Origin of the sequence: Paenibacillus sp. GCM10027628 (genome assembly GCF_042676385.1) — a bacterium.
Lineage (GTDB): Bacteria > Bacillota > Bacilli > Paenibacillales > NBRC-103111 > Paenibacillus_E.
Genome location: NZ_JBHTHA010000009.1, coordinates 238,679 through 260,769 on the forward strand (window position 1 = coordinate 238,679; position 22,091 = coordinate 260,769).

Annotated in this window: 20 protein-coding genes; 19 read left to right on the forward strand and 1 reads right to left on the reverse strand. The window is 48.6% G+C overall.

The genetic code is table 11. The features are described from left to right. Nucleotides 1-8: 8 nt before the first annotated feature. The 14 genes from ACFQZT_RS10980 (at nucleotide 9) to ACFQZT_RS11045 (ending at nucleotide 13,474) form a co-directional block, all read left to right on the forward strand. The gene (locus ACFQZT_RS10980) at nucleotides 9-977 is read left to right on the forward strand and encodes a glycosyltransferase family 2 protein (protein ID WP_379299561.1); all 969 of its coding nucleotides are present in this window, start codon (nucleotides 9-11) and stop codon (nucleotides 975-977) included. Continuing rightward, nucleotides 974-1,378: a GtrA family protein gene (locus ACFQZT_RS10985; RefSeq protein ID WP_379299563.1), complete on the forward strand. Its 405-nt coding sequence runs from the start codon at nucleotides 974-976 to the stop codon at nucleotides 1,376-1,378. Before ACFQZT_RS10980 ends, ACFQZT_RS10985 begins: the two co-directional genes overlap by 4 nt. Nucleotide 1,379: 1 nt before the next feature. Beyond that, the gene (galU, locus tag ACFQZT_RS10990) at nucleotides 1,380-2,282 is read left to right on the forward strand and encodes a UTP--glucose-1-phosphate uridylyltransferase GalU (RefSeq protein WP_379299565.1); all 903 of its coding nucleotides are present in this window, start codon (nucleotides 1,380-1,382) and stop codon (nucleotides 2,280-2,282) included. A gap of 162 nt (nucleotides 2,283-2,444) precedes the next feature. Then, a complete protein-coding gene (locus ACFQZT_RS10995) occupies nucleotides 2,445-2,672 on the forward strand; it encodes a DNA-binding protein (protein ID WP_379299566.1) in 228 nt (75 codons plus the stop codon). Nucleotides 2,673-2,838: 166 nt separating this feature from the next. Next, nucleotides 2,839-3,522 (forward strand): response regulator transcription factor, encoded by a 684-nt coding sequence (locus tag ACFQZT_RS11000; RefSeq protein WP_379299568.1) that lies wholly within the window; start codon nucleotides 2,839-2,841, stop codon nucleotides 3,520-3,522. Next, on the forward strand, nucleotides 3,519-5,042 hold the full coding sequence (locus tag ACFQZT_RS11005; RefSeq protein WP_379299570.1) for a sensor histidine kinase: 1,524 nt from the start codon (nucleotides 3,519-3,521) through the stop codon (nucleotides 5,040-5,042). The genes ACFQZT_RS11000 and ACFQZT_RS11005 overlap by 4 nt, the downstream gene beginning before the upstream one ends. A 152-nt stretch (nucleotides 5,043-5,194) precedes the next feature. Further along, the gene (locus ACFQZT_RS11010) at nucleotides 5,195-6,046 is read left to right on the forward strand and encodes a polysaccharide deacetylase family protein (protein WP_379299572.1); all 852 of its coding nucleotides are present in this window, start codon (nucleotides 5,195-5,197) and stop codon (nucleotides 6,044-6,046) included. Between the two features lie 77 nt (nucleotides 6,047-6,123). Further along, nucleotides 6,124-7,434 (forward strand): phytoene desaturase family protein, encoded by a 1,311-nt coding sequence (locus tag ACFQZT_RS11015; protein WP_379299574.1) that lies wholly within the window; start codon nucleotides 6,124-6,126, stop codon nucleotides 7,432-7,434. 44 nt (nucleotides 7,435-7,478) lie between these two features. Then, nucleotides 7,479-7,838, forward strand: a complete 360-nt coding sequence (locus ACFQZT_RS11020) for a sigma factor (RefSeq protein ID WP_379299575.1) — start codon at nucleotides 7,479-7,481, stop codon at nucleotides 7,836-7,838. A gap of 5 nt (nucleotides 7,839-7,843) precedes the next feature. After that, nucleotides 7,844-8,419, forward strand: a complete 576-nt coding sequence (locus ACFQZT_RS11025; RefSeq protein WP_379299577.1) for a sigma factor-like helix-turn-helix DNA-binding protein — start codon at nucleotides 7,844-7,846, stop codon at nucleotides 8,417-8,419. Between the two features lie 828 nt (nucleotides 8,420-9,247). Further along, nucleotides 9,248-10,321, forward strand: a complete 1,074-nt coding sequence (locus ACFQZT_RS11030) for a hypothetical protein (protein WP_379299579.1) — start codon at nucleotides 9,248-9,250, stop codon at nucleotides 10,319-10,321. Between the two features lie 106 nt (nucleotides 10,322-10,427). Continuing rightward, nucleotides 10,428-12,029 carry a spore germination protein gene (locus ACFQZT_RS11035; protein WP_379299581.1) on the forward strand — a complete coding sequence of 534 codons (1,602 nt, stop codon included), beginning with the start codon at nucleotides 10,428-10,430 and terminating at the stop codon, nucleotides 12,027-12,029. Between the two features lie 39 nt (nucleotides 12,030-12,068). Next, nucleotides 12,069-13,247: a Ger(x)C family spore germination protein gene (locus tag ACFQZT_RS11040; protein ID WP_379299583.1), complete on the forward strand. Its 1,179-nt coding sequence runs from the start codon at nucleotides 12,069-12,071 to the stop codon at nucleotides 13,245-13,247. Continuing rightward, complete coding sequence (locus tag ACFQZT_RS11045; RefSeq protein WP_379299585.1) at nucleotides 13,244-13,474, forward strand: hypothetical protein; 231 nt, start codon at nucleotides 13,244-13,246, stop codon at nucleotides 13,472-13,474. Before ACFQZT_RS11040 ends, ACFQZT_RS11045 begins: the two co-directional genes overlap by 4 nt. On the opposite strand, the gene ACFQZT_RS11050 is transcribed toward ACFQZT_RS11045, so the two are convergent. Beyond that, nucleotides 13,463-14,563, reverse strand: a complete 1,101-nt coding sequence (locus tag ACFQZT_RS11050) for a GerAB/ArcD/ProY family transporter (RefSeq protein WP_379299587.1) — start codon at nucleotides 14,561-14,563, stop codon at nucleotides 13,463-13,465. The genes ACFQZT_RS11045 and ACFQZT_RS11050 overlap by 12 nt on opposite strands. A gap of 167 nt (nucleotides 14,564-14,730) precedes the next feature. Between ACFQZT_RS11050 and ACFQZT_RS11055 the strand changes: the two genes are divergently transcribed. The 5 genes from ACFQZT_RS11055 to ACFQZT_RS11075 all read left to right on the forward strand — a co-directional run bounded on the left by ACFQZT_RS11055 (nucleotide 14,731) and on the right by ACFQZT_RS11075 (nucleotide 22,033). Next, a complete protein-coding gene (locus ACFQZT_RS11055) occupies nucleotides 14,731-15,609 on the forward strand; it encodes an AraC family transcriptional regulator (RefSeq protein WP_379299589.1) in 879 nt (292 codons plus the stop codon). 340 nt (nucleotides 15,610-15,949) lie between these two features. Next, the gene (locus tag ACFQZT_RS11060) at nucleotides 15,950-17,635 is read left to right on the forward strand and encodes a permuted SH3 domain-containing protein (RefSeq protein WP_379299591.1); all 1,686 of its coding nucleotides are present in this window, start codon (nucleotides 15,950-15,952) and stop codon (nucleotides 17,633-17,635) included. Between the two features lie 24 nt (nucleotides 17,636-17,659). Then, entirely contained in the window at nucleotides 17,660-18,400 is a 741-nt protein-coding gene (locus tag ACFQZT_RS11065; protein ID WP_379299593.1) for an ABC transporter ATP-binding protein, read from the forward strand. Further along, nucleotides 18,397-19,575: an ABC transporter permease gene (locus tag ACFQZT_RS11070; RefSeq protein ID WP_379299595.1), complete on the forward strand. Its 1,179-nt coding sequence runs from the start codon at nucleotides 18,397-18,399 to the stop codon at nucleotides 19,573-19,575. The genes ACFQZT_RS11065 and ACFQZT_RS11070 overlap by 4 nt, the downstream gene beginning before the upstream one ends. Before the next feature lie 286 nt (nucleotides 19,576-19,861). Further along, nucleotides 19,862-22,033: a hypothetical protein gene (locus ACFQZT_RS11075; RefSeq protein WP_379299597.1), complete on the forward strand. Its 2,172-nt coding sequence runs from the start codon at nucleotides 19,862-19,864 to the stop codon at nucleotides 22,031-22,033. Nucleotides 22,034-22,091 lie beyond the last annotated feature (58 nt).

Here is a 22,091-nt window from a genome sequence, read left to right on the forward strand (position 1 = left end):
TACTCACTATGAACCAGCATGTGCGATATTCGGTAGTCGTTCCTGTTTTTAACGAGGAGGCAGTCATTCACGAGACGTATCGACGCCTGAAGCAAGTGATGAATCAGACAGGCGACTTGTATGAGCTGCTGTTCGTCAACGACGGAAGCCGCGACAATACGGCGGCCATCATTCAATCTTTCAGCGATCAAGATGATCGCGTCAAGCTGATTAACTTCTCTCGTAATTTTGGGCATCAAATTGCCATTACAGCAGGCATGGATTATGCGGGTGGAGATGCGGTCGTCGTCATTGACGCCGATCTCCAAGATCCGCCGGAGCTGATCCTTGAGATGATTGCCAAATGGAAAGAAGGCTACGACGTCGTCTACGCCAAACGTACGAAGCGGAAGGGCGAGACCTTCTTCAAAAAGCAGACGGCGCACCTGTTTTACCGCATTCTTCGGGCATCAACGGATATTGCGATCCCTGTAGATACAGGCGACTTCCGCCTGCTGGATCGCAGGGTCTGCGACGAGATGCGCCGCTTAACGGAGAAAAACCGCTTCGTCCGCGGCCTCGTCTCCTGGGTCGGCTTTCGCCAGACTGCGGTGGAATATGTACGCGATGAGCGCGCGGCGGGCGAAACGAAATATCCGCTCAAGAAGATGCTGAAACTTTGCATGGACGGAATCACTTCTTTTTCGATTAAGCCTTTGAAGTTGGCTAGTTACTTAGGCGGGACACTTAACGTTGCAGGCTTTATCTACTTACTGATCGTGCTCTATCTGAAGCTGTTTACGGATACTGCAGTAGCAGGCTGGAACGGGTTCGCGATCATTCAACTGTTTATAAGCGGTTTTATCTTGATTATTCTTGGCGTCGTCGGCGAATACATCGGACGCATCTACGATGAGACCAAAGACCGCCCTTTATATATCGTGCGCGATTGTTACGGCATGAAGAAAAAAGAACGAAAAGTCAAGAGTGCCATATGAGCGGTCACTTCAAGCAAATGGTCAAGTTTGGACTCGTCGGAGCCGTCAATACCAGCATTGATTTCACTGTATTTTCGCTTCTCACCTATTGCGGGTGGCCGCAACTGTTGGCGCAATGCGTCTCGTTTGTCAGCGGCGTAACGAACAGTTATTTCATGAATCGGTCTTGGACCTTTCAAGAGCATGGTAAATGCAAAGGACAATTTCTCAAGTTTATGAGTATGAACACGGTATTGATGCTGCTCACATCCGTTGTACTGGTCTGGTTTTCAACCGTGCTAGGTTGGCCGCTTTGGGTCAGTAAGCTTGCGGCTACAGGATCCGGTGTCATTTTCAACTATGTTGGCAGTCGCAAGTGGGTATTCTCCCCTTCGAAAACGATGGAAAAAGGAGCGTTGTAATATGAAAATCAGAAAAGCCGTTATTCCAGCTGCAGGACTTGGCACCCGGATCTTGCCTGCAACCAAAGCACAGCCGAAAGAAATGCTGCCGATCGTCGATAAACCGGCCATTCAATATATTGTGGAAGAGGCGGTTCAAGCCGGCATTGAAAGCATTTTGATTGTAACAGGACGGAATAAGAAGTCCATTGAGGATCATTTTGATAAATCTGTCGAGCTGGAGCAGACGCTATTCGAAAAAGAAAAGCTGGAGCTGCTCAGCGAAATTCAAAGCATTTCCAACATGGCGAACATTCATTACATTCGTCAAAAAGAGCCGCTAGGCTTGGGCCACGCCATTCTCTGTGCGGAGCCTTTTATCGGAGACGAGCCGTTTGCCGTGCTTTTGGGCGATGATATTATGAACTCGGATACGTCGGCCTTACTGGAAATGATGCACGTATTTGAAGCGACCGGCAAGCAGGTAGTCGGGGTCCAGTCGGTACCGCAGTCGGACGTCAGCAAATACGGGATTATTGCTGTAGGTGCTCAGCATAATAGGGCGTTTCAGGTGACCGATCTGGTGGAGAAGCCTGCACCGCAAAAGGCTCCTTCCAATATGGCGATCATGGGCCGTTACATTTTGAAGCCATCTGTTTTTGAGGTGCTGCAGACGATCGAGCGAGGTGCGGGCAACGAATACCAGCTCACCGACGCGCTGCGCAAAATGTGTCATCAGGAAGGGATGATGGCGCTGGAGCTGAAAGGAGACCGCTACGATATCGGAGATAAATTCGGTTACATGAAGGCGATTGTGGAACTGGGGCTACAAAGGGAAGAACTTCGTCCGCAGTTGCTGGCGTATCTGGATCAACTGGTGCAGAAAGAGCTGGGTAGAGAATCGCTGAGGAGGCGAGTCGTCTAATTGAATAGGAATGCCATATAGAGTCGGGTCCGTAAGTGGGGCCCGGCTATTGTCTTTTATTACCGGGAATTCATTTAAGCATGAACACTTCTTCGTGTTATAATTAGTGTATTCGGTCAATGAAATTTTCATTGATTAAGAACTAGAAAGGTTGTCGGGTATATGCAAGTGTTTGAAGATTGGAATCAAAAAGTGAAGAAAACGTTCAATGCAACAAGTAATGAAGTCGTATTGACGGTCACAGAAGCAGGGGAGTTACTGGGTTTATCTAAAGATCAAATGAAAGTATATGTGGATAAAAATAATCTCACGAAAGTTTCCATTGCCAGGAGCGTCCACAGGTACCTTTTATTGAAAAGCGAAATCGATGAAATCGTTGCAAAAGCCTGATTTTGCACAGGTTTCTAATCGGAGACACCGTGGAGGTGTCTTTTTTTGCTGTTTTCAAACCCAACATTCAGGAATCCTTCAGGTTACGCTCAGATTGCTTTCAGGCAGGATATGGGATAATGAATGTAGAAAGCGTGAAGAATGAAATTCGGGAGGATGTACCTAAATGCGCCAATTAAAAGGAATTAAAATATTGCTTGTGGATGACGAGCCTCACATTCTGGAATTTTTGGAGCTTGGCTTGCAAAATGAAGGCTTTGAAGTGATGACGGCCCAGGACGGGCTTAGCGCCATTACGATTTGCAATAAGTTTCAACCGCATATCGCGATTCTTGACGTGATGATGCCGGGTATGGACGGATTCGAAGTATGCCGGATGATTAAAAAGACGGACAATGTCGCCGTCATCATGCTGACTGCGAAGGATGAAGTCGATGACCGGGTGAAAGGGCTCACGCTGGGGGCGGACGACTACATGATTAAGCCGTTCAGCTTCGAAGAACTGCTGGCCCGGATCTATGCGCGAATTCGCAATCACTTCCCGAACTTGTTCGGCGAGGTTGTCATCGGACCGCTGCGCATGGATGACCGCCGTAAGGAGATTAGTCTGAATGATCGCGTTCTGGAGCTCTCCCCAACCGAATATGAGCTGCTTAAATTCATGGCGATCAACCATGGGCTTGTACTCAGCAAAACGATGATTCTGGATAAGGTGTGGGGATACGATTTCGGCGGAGAAGAGAATATTGTCGAGGTGTATATCCGGTCCTTGCGCGATAAGCTGAACGATAAGGAACATAAGCTGATCCGCACGATTCGCGGCGCGGGCTATCGGATGGATCTGACATGAAAACGCGGGGCCGGTTTACGAAATTTTTACTTACCGGTTCGCTCAAGTTCCAACTCTTATCGCGGTCCCTGCTCGTCATGTCTGTCTTGCTGTTGTTGATTGGCGTTTTTCAATATATTCTCATGCAGCAGTTTTCATATAAAAACAAGGCGGAGACGATACAGAATCAGCTCGCAACGCTTCCGCCCCAAGTCTGGCAGCGTGTGGGGGAATCTCCGGACCAGGGAAGCAATTCATTCTATCCGCGGCGAGACAATTCACGTAGTGACCGTCCTGACAATGGGAACGGCGGCGATTTCCCGCGAATTCTGGTTCCGGAATTATCGATTGCGATTATAGATGCTAAGGGTAACTTTAAGCTCCTTACTTCGCAAAATGAGCTCGCCACCCCACAGCTCACGAGCGGGGAATACTCCGTAATGTTGAATACAAAACCGAGAACGAAGCTGGGCTATAAAGTGATGAAGGACAGCAGCGGCAAGGAGCAGCTGATCGTTTTTCATCAGATAGGAGGCAATCCTGAGCGTTCCCAAGACGTCCGGGGCATCATCCAGGCTAGCGTAAGCACGGGTCCGCTCAAGGATGTGCTGATGAAGCAGCTCCTGATCTTCCTGCTTCTATCTATGCTCGCTTTAGCGGTAGGTTTGTTAGGATTTTTGCCAGTATTGAGGCGAACGCTAGTGCCATTGTCCAATATGGTGGACACGGTGAAGCGCATTGACGCGGGCAGCTTGAGTGAACGCTTTCCCGCTCATCAAGGGCAAGTGGAGATCGACCGGTTATCCCATTCCTTCAACGGGATGTTAGAGAGGCTGGAGGTCTCCTTTGAAGCGGAAAAAGAAGCCAAAGAGCAGATGCGCCGCTTCGCCGCCGATGCGTCACACGAGCTTCGCACCCCGCTGACGTCGATCCACGGCTTTCTGGAAGTGCTGCTTCGCGGGGCATATAACCAGCCGGAGCAGCTGCTGAAAGCGCTGAAGAGCATGCACGGCGAATCCGTGCGGATTAATAAGCTGGTCGAGGATCTGCTGTTGCTGGCGAGGCTCGATCGGACGCCGACCTTCCAGAAGTCGGAAGGCATGCTGGATGAGCTGCTCCGCGAGATGGAGCCGCAGCTGCGATTGCTTGGCGGTGAGCGGAACGTGGCCTTCAAGCTGGATCCCCAAACTCGATGCTTGTATGATGCGGATAAAATGAAGCAGGTCGTGCTGAACTTATTCCATAATGCCGTTCAGCATACGAACCCTACAACGGGGCGGATCGATCTTGTGCTTGCAAGCAAGGCGGATACGGTGGAAATCGCCGTTCAAGATAATGGGCCGGGGATCGCCCCCGAGCACCAGGCTCATTTGTTTGACCGTTTTTATCGGATCGATACCTCGCGTGCAAGAAGGAGCGGCGGAGCCGGGCTGGGTTTGGCTATCACCCGGTCGATCGTAGAACTGCACGGCGGTACCATAACGGTAGAGAGCCAAGTTGGCGAGGGAAGCACATTTCGCGTAACGCTTCCTAAAGGTTGATAAGCCTTACCCCGACGGATGAAGTCGGGGTAAGGCTTTTTTTTGGTTTGTTTGAAGGAATTATTTGGACAGGGATGTAATAATAGTACTATTCAACAAAGAGGGACAGGACAACTAATTATATCGGCAAGTTATTTGGAGGAGGCGGGTTTATGACCGGGGAAAGATTTTTAATGATTAATGCGGATGACTTCGGAATGTGCCATTCAACTAATCAGGCAATTCGCACATTGTTGCTTGAAGAATCGATTACTTCAGCAAGTATCATGATGACATGTCCGTGGGTTCTTGAGGCCGCTTCATTTGTAAGGCAGTATCCCCAAATGGACGTAGGTGTCCATATCACTCATACAAGCGAGTGGGAGCATTACAAATGGGGGCCATTAAACACCGCTTTGTCTACGCTAACGGATGAATTTGGCCATTTTCCGCAGGATACAGCTTCGGTTATAGCTAAAGCTGATCCGGATGAGCTCCGTGAAGAGGCTGTGGCCCAAATTGAATTGGCGATCAAAATGGGAGTCGATCCGATGAATATCGATAATCACATGGGCAGCTTGAATCATGTGCCTGAAATTCTATTGGAGCTTTGTGAGACGTATAGGCTGCCCTTGCGGTATCCGAAATTTGTGAATCCGAACGTTAACCTTCATCATGATGAACAACTTGTGCGGAAGGCGGAGGAGAAAGGTATACTTTTGCCCGACTTTATTGAATTTTTGCCCTTTTTCTCGCCAGACGGAGACGGAGAGGGAGAGCTTACTTACAGTTTTACAAAAGACGCTGCCGTGAAATGTATTCAAGAATTAAAACCCGGCATTACTGAATTATTGTTTCACCCTTCTTTGGATACGGAAGAGCTTAAAGCGATTACAAACTCGTGGAACGTGCGACGGTTTGAATTTGATGTTTTTCGGGATGAAGATATCGTGAAGCTGTTGCAAAAAGAAGAAATACGCCTGATCACATGGCGTGACCTTCGAAATAAGCAGCGCGCCCAGTAATTTTTTTAGCAGTTGTGTCACAAATCGTCCCCCTTATACGCCTTAAGTATTGAAAGCGAAAACGGAGGGTGATGGATATGCAAAAATACGATACAGCCGTCATAGGTGGAGGCATGGCGGGGTTAATCGCATCGATCGAGTTAGCGAAGGGCGGAAATTCCGTAGTTCTGCTGGAAAAGTCTAACCGCTTGGGAGGCCGGGCGATGACGAATTATAAAAATGGCGTTTACTTCAATTTGGGAGGACACGCGCTGTACCGTGCCGGCCGGGCTTATTCGATTCTGCAAGAGCTCGGAGTCCGGATCGAAGGGGGGGCCCCGGCTTTGAAAATCAATGCAATTTGGAACAACGGCATCGTCCCGCTGCCTGCCGATCCGGCGAATCTTTTTACATCCAAACTTCTGTCTTGGTCGGGAAAAATGAATCTTATGCGTCTTTTGTTGAAACTAAACAAAATGAACACGAACGCGCTTCCTGTTGCGAGCATCAGGGAATGGGCGGAACGTGAAATTCACGATCCGATGGTGCGCCATATATTTTATGCGTTATGCCGTACGGCGACTTATACGCTGGATCCGGATTTTCAGCTGGCGTCTGCAGCACTGGCTCAAATACAAAGATCCCTCAAAGGGGTTCTTTATGTGAATGGCGGTTGGCAAGCAATTATTGACCAGCTGCGGGAGATAGCGCTCCGATCGGGCGTTTGCATCTTTAACGGTAAGCATGTAAAGGAAATTCATCACGAAGCGGACAGAGTGAGCAAGCTTGTTTTCACGGATGATGATCATATAGAAATTTCAAATGTCATCAGTACAGCTGGGCCTTCCGAAACTTACAAACTTGTTCAGGGCGGGGATACGACCGTACTGAAACGATGGGTTATGGAGGCAAGACCGTCCATGGCCGCAGTCCTGGATATAGGCTTGAAAAAGCTTCCTGTCGAAGGCCGCCATGTCGCCGTCGGTTTGGATCAGCCGATCTTTTTCTCGCATCATACGTACCGTGCCAAATTGAGCGATAACGGAGCATTCGTCGTGCATTTGGTGAAATACAACGGACCGGGAGAGAGCGATCCTAAGACAGACGAAAGAGTACTCACGGCCGCTATGGCTCAGCTTCATCCAGGCTGGGAACAAGAGGTTGTCGCAAGGCAATTCCTCCCGAATATAACCGTTGTTCACGACCACCTCCATTTGGGGAAAATAGATACGACGACCGGTCCGGCAGTGCCTGGCATTCAAGGTTTGTATGTTGCAGGCGACTGGGTAAGTCATGGTGAAATGCTCGCAGACGCTTCGGCTGCAAGCGCAAGAAGAGCGGCGGCGGCCATTTTACAGGAATCCCGGCAAAGCATTAAGCCGCAAGGCTCCCAAATCCTGGCCATCTAGCCGGGATTCCCGTTATTGAAACAGAAATAAGGAGGGGAGCGACTATGGAATTTTCCGGAACTTCGGAAGAGGCATATACATCGTATAAACCGCTTTTATTTTCATTAGCCTACCGGATGTTGGGGAGTGTGATGGATGCGGAGGATGTTGTGCAGGAGGCGTTTTTATATGTGAATGAAATGAAGCCGGCGCATGTCCCCAACCCGAAAGCGTATTTGTGCAAAATTGTCACGAACCGCTGCATCGACCGGCTTCGTTCCGCTAGGAAACAGCGTGAGGTGTATGTAGGCCCGTGGCTGCCTGAACCGCTTATCATCAAGGAAGACAGTTCGATGGAACCTTATGGCAGCTATTTGCAAAAGGATCTATCTCAACGGCCTACTTATTATTGCTGCAGCAGCTGACGTGGGTGGAACGGGCCGTTTTTTTACTAAGAGAAGTGCTGCAGTATGAGTATGATGAAATTGCGGAAATTGTCGGGAAAAGCAGCGCCAACTGCCGGCAAATTTTCCGCAGAGCGAAGGTTGCCATTAGCAATTTGCCCGATCACGGCGGAGAGACTGAACTTGCTAAGCAATTGAAACAGCCTGCGCGTGAACAAGCGACAGCCTTGGTTGAGCAATTCGTGCAGGCGCTAATCAACGGCAACGTCGGCCAATTGCTGAACATTGTCATGGCAGACGCGACGTTATACTCTGATGGCGGAGGCAAGGTGAGGGCGGCTATCCGTCCTATATTCGGAGCGGAACGTATTACCGCGTTCTTCGCAGGCCTGATGGCCAAACTTCCCGACAAATTCAATTATTTCCTGGCAAATGTGAATGGGGAGACCGGGATTGTGAGTTACAGCTACGGCCAACCGATAAATGTCGTGTCCTTCGAAATTCGGGATAACCGGATCGCTTCATTTTTTATTGTGATCAATCCAGATAAACTAAGACATTTGCCCCGACAAATGCCAAATAAAAAGAGCCAGACGGAATGACTAATTCACCCTATCTAAAGGTTGCCGAGATCGCGGGATTGAAGTTATTGCCATCGGATAGCGGCAATTCTATCATAACCGATAATCTGATCATCACGTGTAGTGCCGATGATTAGGTTCTCGGTTTTTTTTATTGGCGGAAAACCTCGTTTAGAAATCATTTTTCAAAGACTATAGTCTTTCCTTGTTAAAAGTAGTCGCTCATCTTCGTAAAATAAGGAATATTGAGATTCTAAAATTCGTCAAAATAGCAAAATAAAGTAGGCTACTGAGCGAACGGGATAGTGGAAAGAAGGGGACTGGGGACGGAGGACGGAAGGAGTGCCATCGGGTGGCAAATTGAGATTTGCGGAGGAGAGATGTATCCGGAGTATTACAAGGGTGTTCATGGATATGATTACCGAATTGAAAACCGAATGGAGGAAAGAGAAGTGGAAGGCAGCTCAAAGTAGAACAGAAGAGGGGATGGATATGGGGTGGAAAAGCGATAGCGCCCGCCTTTGAAATTCGTGTCGATACCGCTAAGCATCATTCAAATGATACGAATTTCAACAGCCGGTTGGAGCCCCATATCCAATTCCCTCCCCCATGCTCAAACGTTTGGGTTACACCAAGGACGCCGCAAGGCGTTTTTCTCATTGGGATCGGCCTTTAACCCGTTAAATCATACACAACAGTTCATCCTTGCGTGATATGGCCTTTTCAGCTAATTCTCAGGAAATGCTTGGTTAATCTTCAGTTCATCCTCAGATGCAATTCAGGTAAGGGGCCTATACTTGGTTTTGTAAGCAGGAAACACAAAAAAAACAGTAAAGGTGGAAACAAATTATGAAAACTATCGGTAAAAAAATTCTTACAGGTACAATGATCGCGTCTTTTGTTCTCGGAGTTGGATTTGTTGGAGCTTTACATAACAATGTATTTGCGGCGTCAGCTTCATCATCAGTGTCCGGCAGCACAACCGCTCAAAAAGCGGATAAAGGGTGGGGCGGACAAGGACGCGGCGGCTTTGGCGATCATGGCGGACGTTTCTTCGGCGGCAATGTAATCAAAGAAACAGCGACGATTCTCAGTGTAGAACAAACTGCTGTTGAAGACGCACTGAAATCCGGCAAAACGTTAGCGGCATTCGCGCAAGAAAAGGGCTTAACGGAAGCAGATTATTTGCAAAAATTGATCGCAGCTGAAACGACCGCCATTAATGCTCAGGTAACGGCCGGCACCATCACCCAAGCTCAAGCCGACAAAGCCATATCCGGACTTTCCGATCAATTGACGAAGCAAATTGAAAATAAAGGCTTTGGCAACAAAGGCGGATTCCCTGGCGGCGGCAAGGGCTTTGGCGGGGGAAGGCTGACTGAGCAAGCGGCAACAGCTCTGGGCGTTGATCAAAGCGCAGTAGAGGAAGCGTTGAAAGCGGGCAAAACGCTGGCGGCCTTCGCGCAAGAGAAGGGTGTGAGTGAAGCTGATTTCTTGCAAAAGCTAGTCGCAGCGGAGACAACTTCCATCAATGCCGAAGTTACTGCCGGCAAACTGACACAGGATCAAGCGGATAAAATGGTGTCCAATCTTTCTGACCGATTGACCAAACAAATCGAGAATACCGGTCCGGTAGGCGGGTTTGAAGGCGGTCGTCGTGGAGGCCATGGCGGCGGTATGGGATTCGGCAACCCTGAGGTGCTGACACAAGTTCTTGGCCTCACGCAAGATGAGCTGAGAACTGAACTGCAAGCAGGCAAATCCATCGCCGATATCGCTTCGGCTAAAGGCATCAGCGAAGATGACCTGATCAGCAAAATCAAGGACGGAATGACGGATTCCATCAAGAAATTTGTGGAAGATAAACATACTCGTCCAGCAGGCGATACGTCAGCAAATGCTGCTGCGCCATCTGTGAATTAATATGAAAAACGCTGTCCCTTCTGAGGGCAGCGTTTTTTGCCGTATATATATTTCATAAATTGGGAAAATATATACGGCATGTTGTCTACCCAGGGGGGCTTATACAGTGAAATGGTTTAGAAAATGGATAAGCAGCAAACCTGGGTTTCCAACTTTATCGGAGGATCTTCCGTTTGCTGATAACGAAGGCGGCGACGAATTAACATCAGATATCGAGCAAAATGAGAAGATTTTAAAGGAAATCTTTAAAGACTGTTCAGACGTTGTATATCGCAAGATTCGAGTATCCGGGCAAGTTCAATGGCTTATTGTATATTTGGCAAGTTTGGTTGACGAACAGAGTTTTAACGATCATGTTCTCAAACCTTTGATAACTGATCGCAGTATGGATGACGATTTTATACCAAATAGAATCGAGGTGCTTGATGATCGCTTGATTTCTATCGGTGAGATCAATATGTCATCCAGGATTACCGAAATTGTACGTCATGTGCTAATGGGGTATGCTGCCGTTCTTGCGGCTGAAAATAACTGTGCGGTGATCGTTGCGGTTAACGGCAGAGCTCAGCGAAGCCTGGAAGAGCCTTCTTCCGAACCCGTCATTCGCGGTCCCAGAGAAGGATTCATTGAGAATATTTCAACCAATATGGGGCTAATTCGAAGTAGAATTAAGTCCTCACGTCTAAAAATGGAATCAATCACCCTTGGGGAGCTTTCTCAAACTCAAATCGTTATTACTTATATCCATGGAATTGCTGCCGACTCTGTAGTGGAAGAGGTTCGTCAGAGGCTGACCAGAATTCAGGTTGATGGGGTTCTTGAATCCGGTTATATCGAGGGGTTTATTGAAGACTTTCCTTACTCCCCCTTTCCTCAGGTTCACACTACGGAAAGGCCGGATGTCGCAGTTGCTGGGATATTGGAAGGAAAAGTAGCCATTCTTGTCGATACCACCCCCTTTGTCTTGATCGTTCCAATGACGTTCTGGGCTGGGATGCAGGCAAGCGAGGATTACTATATTCGATGGCCTGTTGCAACTTTTGTCAGGTGGATTCGTTTCGTTTTTATTTTCATTGCGATTTTTGCCCCTCCTCTATATGTTGCCATTACGACCTTTCACCAGGAAATGATTCCGACAAATCTTGTGCTAAGTATTGCATCTACGAGAGAACCGGTTCCCTTTCCGGCCATGGTTGAAGCGTTGTTGATGGAAATCGTCTTTGAGGCGCTGCGGGAGGCTGGAATTCGTTTGCCGAAACAAATTGGACAAGCGATAAGCATCGTAGGGGCATTGGTTATCGGTCAAGCTGCGGTGCAGGCGGGAATCATATCCGCACCGGTCGTCATTGTTGTTTCGATTACAGGAATTGCCGCATTTACGGTACCACGATTTAGTGTTGCGAACGGAATTCGGTTACTGCGGTTTCCAGTGCTTTTTCTGGCGGGTATGTTAGGACTGTATGGGATTGTGTTGGGGTTCCTCGCCATTTTGTTGCATCTCACATCCCTTCGTTCGTTCGGTCTCCCTTATTTTACTCCGATAGCCCCGCTTTCCTTTAAGCATCTCAGGGATGTATGGATTCGAGCTCCTATTTGGAACAATACACAAAGCCCACTGACTGCAAGAACTGACGATAAGGCACACGTACCTAAAGGGCAGAAACCAAGTCCAAGTCAGGGAAAACAGCCGTCTTCCAAGAAAGACTAGAGTTCGGTCTAAGTGGAGAAAGGCAATGGAACCCATCGAATGAAACCATTCATTTATATAGGTTTGCTTTTTATCTTAATGACCGCAAGCGGCTGCTGGGACCGTACGGAGATTAACGATATTGCATTTGTGATGGGCACAGCACTGGATCTATCGGACAACGGAGAATTTCGCGGGTCTGTCCAAGTTGCAGTTCCAATTGCCGGGCAAGGAACTCCGAGAGGGGGAGGGCCGCAAGAAAAGTTTTTTGTTATATCAGCTGAGGGGAAGAGTTCCAATGAAGTGATTCAGAAGCTTCAAAAAAAATTATCCCGAAGGCTATATTACGCCCATCGCAGCGTCGTATTTGTCGGAGAAAAGTTAGCGAGGCATGGGATTAAAGATACACTCGATTTTTACAGCAGAGATCCTCTCAGTCGACTAAGAACCTATATTATGGTTGTTAAAGGAGGAGAGGGACGGGAAATATTGCAAGTCCGCTACCCTTTTGAAGAAGTGCCGACAGAAGCTGTCAAGGAAATGGAAATCCTAGGGCCCAATTTAGCGGTTACAATGCGGGATTTGTTTATGGATACATCCAGCGATGGTATCTATCCAGTCATGGGAGTCATCGAACCTGCGGTTCCATCCATCGGTATGGATGAAAGAAAAAACAAAGTATTTCAGTTGGCCGGATCGGCGATCTTTAAAGATTTCAAATTAGCCGGTTTATTGGACGAACAAGATACAGGCGGAATGCTTTGGGTTAAAAGTCAAATGAAAAATGGCAGGGTCATCGCCAATCTACCGGGTGGTTATGGAAAGGTAGGTATGCTCTTAACGAAAGCTGACAGGAAGATTATCCCTGAGATTCAGGGGAACAAGATCAAATTCATCGTTCAGTTAGAGGGCGAAGGAAGTATCAACGATAATGATACGCCGTTAGATGTGAGTAAGCCGCAAAATCTTGATCTTATACAGAAAGCGATGGAGAAATCCGTTGAGACCCAAGTCAGAAACTTTTTAGTTAAGATCCAAAAACATTACAAAATTGATGCTGTGGGTTTTGGTCAAGAAATTTACCGTAATGAGCCCAAGCAGTGGAAAGCGTTGAAAGAACAGTGGGATAAAAAGTTCCCCGAAGCGGACCTTTCCGTAGCGGTTAAGCTCTCTATACGCGGATCCGGGATGGCAGGCGCTCCCTTGCATTTGAAAGAAAAGGAGATCAAGAAGAAATGATGGCACAAATTTGTGGAACTATCATTTTAATCACGGTATGGTCATTTATGAAAATACGGTCATTGTTGATGAAGCAGCAGACGAATGAGGCTGTCATATACGGGGGGATCATGGGACTATCTGCCGTTATTGGCGCTCTTTTGATGGCGGAGGTTAAGCTGCCAAGCTTGGTTGTCCCTTATGAGATCGTGTTTCAGCCCATCGGAAAAATGATTTTAGGACGCTGATTTGGTCCATTTACTTTTTACGGTATCTATGACCAGGAGCGCTAATGGCAGAAGACTTTGCGTAAATAATGCCAGGAACGGATAAGTAAGCGTAATCCAATTTTGAAATTCAGCCGCATTTTTGAAAATCCATACCGATCCGACGACGGTCAGCAGCGATACCGGGGAAATAACTTCCCGGTAATTTCGTATGCCGAAAAGCTGGCTTATACTAAGACAAAACATCAACAACAGGACGGAGACCTTCACAAAGATCCCCGTTACCCACATTGAAACGGCGATGGCTTCCAAACGTTCGAAGGAGCCGACAATGCCTGTATATTGGATGACTCTCAAAAACGAAAAGTTGAGCTTACCCGTTATCGGGCCGAAAACCATAATGGTCAGCAAATCTATGACAAGGATTAGAGTCATTATAGCCAGAAGCGCAATGAGCGAAAGCTTACGGGCTTTTTCAGGTTGATTCAAATAAGGCAGAAGCCATCCCATAAAAAAGAATTGACTCATCCAAGCGGAAGGAACGACGGCTCCTTTTAATATGGGTACTATTCCATCTCCTACTACGGGTTTCAGCCGGGCAGGATCTGAATCCCAAATCGAAAGAATCAAGAGGGGAATCAAAAATAGGATGATCAGCGGCATAATAACCTCATTACATCTCCCGATAACCTCAATCCCGGCAAATACGGCAAAGCTGCATAATATCAGAATCGTTACGATTCCGACTAACGCAGGAGTTTTCGGCAAAAGCACCGTATTTATAAAACCAGCGTGTTCATTTACGGTACTCGAAATAAAAAAGAACAAATAATAGGTGAAATAAAACCCGACCAACTTTCCAGCCCATTTCCCGACGATTTGTGAACTATACTGCATAATTGTCAGACCCGGGTAGCGCTTCGCTAGTGTCGTCATCACCCATATACTCACAAATCCGGTCAAAGAGGCAGGAAATACCGATAACCAGGCATCTTGTTTGGCAAATGCCACCATTACGCCAGGAACGGATAAGATGAGTGTGGAAACCACAAAAGAAAATATTAATAAGCCTAACTGAGATCCTGATATTTTTTCGGTAACCTGCATCATGTGTCTCCTTGCTTTATTAATATTTATTCCTATTTTTTCCTTTGGGTTCGAAGTTCATACCCTACAATAGGGAGCGGGACGTCAGAGACCCTGCATAATTGTGCACGAAATGTCGGATGGATACATCAAACTCCTGCTATTCTATTGGTGAGAGGAAGGTCATACAAATGGATTTGCTCAAAAAGATGAACGGGGCATTAGCTTATATTGAAGAAAATCTTACCGGCGATATCGACTTTAAAGAAGTAGCGAGGCTTGCTTTTTGCTCGGAATATCATTTTAAAAGAATGTTTTCATTCCTTGCAGGCGTTACGCTGTCAGAGTATATCCGCCGCAGACGCCTTACGCTTGCAGCCTTTGAGCTAAACGACAGTCGTTCAAGGATCATCGATGTTGCTGTTAAATACGGGTATAGCTCAGCAGACGCATTTACAAGAGCTTTTCACAGTTTGCATGGCGTAACGCCGTCAGAAGCCAGAAATCATGGTCACTCTCTAAGAGCCTATCCGCGCATGACCTTCCAGTTATCCATTAAAGGAGGTAATGAAATGATCTACCGAATTGTAGAAAAAGAGGCATTTCGCCTAGTAGGTATCAAGAAAAGAGTTCCCTTGATTTACCAAGGCGTTAATCCGGAGATTGCCGCAATGTGGAGGAGTTTAGATGAGGAAACGATCAATAAACTTAAGAAACTTTCCAATGTTGAGCCTCTAGGGTTGCTTAATGCGTCTACGAACTTTTCTGAAGGCAGGCTGGAGAACGGGGAGCTTGATCATTATATCGGCGTGGCAACTACCGGGGAGTGTCCGGATCACCTGACAGAACTTGAGGTTCCCGCCTCAACATGGGCCGTATTCGAAGCGGTTGGACCTTTTCCCGATACGCTGCAAAATGTCTGGGGAAGGATCTATTCCGAATGGTTTCCATCCTCGACCTATGAACAAACGGAAGGACCGGAAATCTTATGGAACGAGCACAAAGATCTAACTTCGCCAACTTTTAAAAGTGAAATCTGGATACCGGTTTCGAAGGTAGTAACTGAATAGCGGTTGGAATGAGGCTGTCCTGAAAAGGATGGCCTTTATTTGTTGTGAAGCAAGAGAAGGGGGAATGTACCCGGAAGAAGGGTCTAGCCACCATGGAAGTTGCAAAGGGGAGGACAATTAAAAGCAAGTGCACAGCTGGAAAGGTATTTTTCATCGTTACAGGTAGCGAGGGGAGAGGAAGTCGTGTCTCTAACGGAATTCCCATTTTCAGCAAACGTTCAGCTTCCATTCAACTTACTTTCAGCCTACGTTCAGACGGGTTTCAGCCTTACCTCTTACACTGATGCTTGTGAGATAGTTATCGTTCGACTTATGGGTAAATGGGAGAGGAGATATATCGATGAAATTCGACCGCAAGAAGAAATGGGTCATTGTAGTTTTGGCTGCAATGTTGTGCGGGGCGGGAACTTATTTTTATATACATAAAAAGTCGCAACCGGCCGCAGCAACCACACAGCAAACGGTGATGAAGGTAGCGAAGGGGTCGATCACCTCAACGGTATCGGGAACCTCGCAGCTGGATGCTAAGGACAAGCAAAATATTGTCATCCCTGTGGATGGGATTATTAAAACGATGAATTTGACGCAAAATCAGGCGGTCAAGAAAGGCGACGTGCTCGTCGAGCTTTCCGTGCCTTCTACCGAAACGAATCTCAAAGAAGCGCAAGTTAGCTTGCAGCAGTTGGAGCAAGAGCTGGCTGAACTGCAGAATGAACAAAATCATATGAGCATAGCTGCACCCATGAGTGGCAAGCTTACGCTGGCATCCAATCTGGACGTGGGCAGCCAGGTGAATAAGACGACGAAAATCGGTACGATTTCGGATACAACGCAGTTCAAGGTGAAGCTGCCGTTCCCGCTGCAGGAGGCGGTACAGCTGCAAAAAGGCGACAATGTAGAGTTGACGGTAGATGGTTACTTGCTATCTAAGGTCGGCTCCGTGAATTCAATTGGTCATGACATTAAGGCTGACAGCAACGGCAATAAATTGGTTGACGTGGAGGTTCTGGTGACCAATGACGGTACGCTCTCGGCCGGTTTGAAGGTGAAAGGAAGCATAGGCAGCGGGGGCAGCAAAACGGAGTCTTCGGAGGAAGTCGCACTCGATTATGTGCGAACCGCCCCCATTTTCTCCGAGGCAAGCGCCACGATCAAAAGCATGAAGTTCAAAGACGGAGATACGGTGAAGCAGGGCGATCAGATCGCTACGATGTTCAACGACGACCTCCAGAACAATATCATCAGCAAGCAGGCGGCGATCGACAGCCAGAAAATTAAAGTGGATGATGCGCAGCAGAAAGTAAATCAGCTGACGATTACGGCGCCTTTCGACGGCGTGTTCTCGGCGGATTTCGCCAACAGTAAGAGTAATGTACTGCGCAACTATCCGGTTGGCGCGCAGGTCGAGGCGAACACAACCTTGGGAGCTGTAGCGAGCTTAAGTACGATGCAGCTTGCGATTGCAGTGGATGAGCTCGATCTGAGGAGCGTTAAAGTGGGGCAAAAGGCGACGGTGAAGGTGGATGCGATCTCCGGCAAGTCGTTCAATGGCGAAGTCACCTCCGTTTCGAATGTGGGAACAACCACGAATGGGGTAACGACATATGATGCGGTCATATCGATTCCAAATACGGCAGAGAACGATTTAAAATATGCCATGACATCAACGGCAGAAATTTTCATTCAAGATAAAAAAGACATCCTTGTTCTTCCGATTCAAGCGGTTACGACCTCCAAGGGGAAAACAACCGTTTCCCTGAAGAAGGCGGACGGTACTGTCGAAGAACAGCACGAAATTAAAGTCGGCATTCGCAGCAAAACACAGGTGGAAGTAGTCAGCGGGTTGGAAGCAGGCAACGAAGTGGTCATGCCGACCCGCAGAGCCACAACGACGAATCAGCAGCAAATGATACAGGGAGGCTTCCCGGGCGGCGGATTCCAAGGCGGCGCTGGAGGAGGCTTCCAAGGTGGAGGCAACGGAGGTAACGGAGGCGGCGGCAACCAAAGCAGAGGTGGAGGGAACTAGCCTCCCCGGAAAGGAGCCATTTCAATGAATATTATTGAATTGAATGAGATCACGAAGAGCTATGCGCGTGGCGAAGAGCAGCTGCAGATTTTGCGGGGCATTACGCTGCACATTGCAGAGGGCGACTTCGTTGCCATCATCGGGCCCAGCGGATCGGGCAAATCGACGCTGATGAATACGATCGGGCTGCTGGACAGCCCGACTTCCGGCACCTACACGCTCGACGGCGTTTCCACCGAGAAGATGTCGGACAACGGGCTTGCCGAGCTGCGGAACCGGAAGATCGGCTTTATTTTTCAGCAATTCAATCTGCTTCCCCGACTTTCCGCTATCGAGAATGTCGAGCTGCCGATGATTTATGCGGGCATTCCGGCAAAACAACGCCGGGAACAAGCGCAGCGGATGCTGGAAAAGCTCGGGATGGGACAGCGTGGGCACCACAAGCCGAGCGAACTTTCAGGCGGGCAGCAGCAAAGGGTTGCGATCGCTAGAGCGTTAGCCATATCGCCTTCTCTGATATTGGCGGATGAGCCAACCGGAGCCCTGGATTCGAAGACGGGTATCGAGGTGCTTGAGTTGATTAAAGACCTCAATCAGCAGGGCAATACGATCGTTCTGATTACGCATGACAATCACATTGCCGACAATGCGAAGCGGGTCGTAACGCTGCGTGACGGGGAGATTATCAAGGATGTGCGCAATGAGCCCTTGGCAGCACCTGCGCTCACGCCAATGCCGGAGAAGCAGGAGGCCGTTTCATTATGAGACTGTGGGAACTCTTTCAAATGGCGTTGGCGACCGTACGGTCCAATCCGCTGCGAACTATTTTAACGATGCTGGGCGTCATTATCGGAGTTAGCTCTGTGATTACACTCGTATCGATTGGGCAGGGGACCTCCAAATCTATCGAAAAGCAGTATGAAGGTTTGGGAACGAACCTGTTGACGGTCAACCTCATGGGGAATGGACGCGCCACACAGCTCAATTATGACGAGGTCATGCAACTTGAGAGCACACCGGGCATTAGCGCCATCGCGCCGACGATGACCAGAGGGAGCACGAGCATCAAATATGATCGGACGACGGAAACGTACAGTGTTATCGGGACGAACGATCGTTACTTGGATTTGCAAAAAGGGAGAATCGCCAGCGGCCGTTTCCTGGCTCAAGCGGATCTGGATTATCGGAACCACGTGGCCGTTATCGGGACGGATGTCGCCAAAAGCTTTTTTGGCACGGAAGACCCGCTCGATGAGGAAATCAACGTGAACGGCTACATGTACACCATTATCGGCGTTCTGCAGACCAAAGGTTCCAATACCGCCGGGACTTCTCTGGACAGCGCCGTCATTGTACCGCTGCCTACGATGAGCAGGGATTTCAAGCTGGGCTCCATTCGCACAGCGTATGTGGAAGCGGCGTCCGGCAATGATGTGAGCCGGGTCCAACGAATATTGGAGATGTATCTGGCCAACAAGTTCAAAAGCACATCAGGCTACAATATCTTCAATTCTTCCGAGCTGATCAGCGCCAGACAGACGGCGTCCAGCACACTCACGAATCAGTTGGTTGCTGTGGCGGCGATATCATTGTTAGTGGGCGGCATCGGGATTATGAACATCATGCTCGTGACGGTCAGTGAGCGCACCCGGGAGATCGGGATCCGCAAATCGATCGGGGCGAAGCGCCGCAATATTCTGCTTCAATTCCTCGTCGAGGCGACGCTTATCAGCGGTATGGGAGGACTCATCGGACTCATCCTGGGCGTTGCCCTATCGCTCTTATGGCCCTACATTAATCCGAGCCAGGAAACAAGTCTTTCTCTCAGCGTCGGACTGTACGCTTTCTTATTTTCGGCCTTGGTCGGCGTCATTTTTGGCCTATATCCGGCGAACAAGGCTTCCAAACTAAAACCCATCGACGCACTTCGTTTCGACTAATAGGAAGTTTTAAAAGACCACTTTGCCCACATCAGAATGCATTCTGATTGGCGAATAAACCTACCTCTAAACGCGGTCGCTCACCTTTGAATGACCTCGATAGTAGGTTTATCTCATAACGAAGCTATTCAGGAAGATTACTCGACATCGAATCTTGAACGAATCTGGGAAGTCCGGTACTCACATCTCGCTCCGTTCCTCCTTCTCCAGATATCGTCCAACCTTCTCGGTTCTGAAAGCGGACTTTTTAAACACTCATTAGAATATTAAGCCAGGAGGTACTAACATGATACGCAAATTGACATCCATCTCGCTCAAACATACAAGTCTGGCGCTGCTTTTTACCGGCAGTCTGGCAGCAGCTTCGTGGGGCGCTCCGGCGCCTGCGGTGCATGCGGCTTCAGAAGGGGTATACATCGCAGACTCCTCCTATTTTACATTGAACCAAGCTGCACTCTCGTCTTCGTCGCTCCAGTTTTCCGTTCTCTTACATAACGGGGGGAACCAGGCTATAGACTTCAATCAATATGGCGTTCGTGTCACTGACACGGCTGGTCACAGCTATACGGCCAAGTTGAGCGAGAAAAAGAGCGCGAGCGTGCTCCCCGGACAGGAGCAGAGCTTCCGCTTCTACGCTAGCTTAGCCTCAGGCGAAACCGCGGATCAGTTGAAAGTTGACGTGTTCCGCTGGGATTCGAGCCAAGCCGATTTCATGAACCATCTTGGTGAGCTTCCGGTAGCTTCTGCCCTCCAAGGAGGACAAGTAAACGTACCGGAAGAGATTATCAATCTCCGTACGATCGATAGCACTTTAGCGAATGACGCTTCGATAGCGTTCCAATTAGGCCAAAGCGTGCGGGTGTCCGAAAGCAGCAAGTGGTACATGTATACCCAAGTATCGGCCAAAAACCTCGGCACCAGCAGTGTCAAGCTACCTGCCGGACTAGAGGTCAGACTCGTGGATGCGAACGGTTTGAAGTACACATCTACGATCGCGAACGGATCGGTCACGACCTTCCTTCCGGGCGAAGCCGACACGATTACATTGAAAACGCCGGTTTCGAAGCAATTGTCAACGGATGGCTTATCTCTGGAATTCTTTTACTTGAATCAAACTGAGGATGTTACGCTCGGTACGATGAGTCTAAGCACTTCGCTGCAATCCACGGCGCTGGGCACCAAGCAAGCGTATGTCGGACAGCAGGATGGCGAGCAGATTACGGTGAAGGCAAGTTCTTCCAAGTACTCGAAGCAATCCGATGGCGTTCACGTACAAACGATTGTAACGCTCAGCAATGACGGTGAAGTTACAGCGGCAGTGCCTTCCTTCTCCGCCACTTATCAATTCGGGGACTCAGGTGCATCGGAGACTGCCACAGACAATACGGCCCGGGGCGAGTACCTGGCGCCTAAGGAAACGACGTCTTATTACTTCAACGCCGTGCTGCCAACGGGGACAGATCCGAACGCGGCTCAGCTCGTCCTGTGGGAGAAAACAGCCTCCGCAAGTTCAAGCAGCACGTCGTCTAGCGCAACAACTGCCACTGCTTCGAATACTTCAGCGACAAGTTCAACGTCTTTGACCGGATCTACCCAGACAGTAAGCTCCGGACAGATGCCTGTCGCCGTCTTCCTTCTTAAGGGAGCAAGCGAAGCGCAGAGCGGGTTTACAACGGCTGTAAGCTATACGCTGGGCAATAAACTTACGTTTACCGACAATTCGATCATTAATAAAAATTTAGACGTCTCGCTGGTCGAGCTGCACGCTCACGAGAACGATGATCTAGGCTACAAAACCGCCATAGCGAAATACAAAATTACTAACAACGGCACGAGCACCATCGCGCTTCCTGAGCTTCAGAACGAGCTGATCGACAGCAGCGGCAACTCGTACACAGGCACCCGCCAAAGCTCCGTTGCGACACAGATTACACCGGGAAGCTCTTACGTAGTGAGCTATTCCTACCTCTTGCCGAACAAAGCAGAAGCCGCAGACGAGACCTTCGCGCTGAACGTCTTTGACGATAAATCAGTATCCGAAGGCAAAGTATCCATCGGCACCTATCAAGTCGCGTTACAAAAAGAGGATGACAGCGATACGCTTGCCCTATATCCTTTCTCCATTAAAGTAAACAGCGACTCGATCAGTTGGCTATACAACAACGGCACTTATTCCTATCAGCTGAATCTCGATCTCGATGTAACCCACGAGGATCAAGTCATCATCGATTCGAACTTCTCCAAAATCGAATTCGACATGGTCGATTCGCTTGGCCGCATAGTTGGCACGCAATCAGCTTCACTGACGGGAACAGGCAAGCTGATCAGCGGCAAGCAAAAGATCGTAGTGACCGGATTGAAAGACGAGCAGGTCGATTCCGGCGTGAAAGTGAACATGTATGAAGTCATTGAGACGCCGAACGGAACGGCAAAACGCCTGCTTAAACAATTTCATTAAGGCTTGACTTCGAAACCATAAGGCGTCTGTATGCTTCCTGCGTATGGGCGCCTTCGGT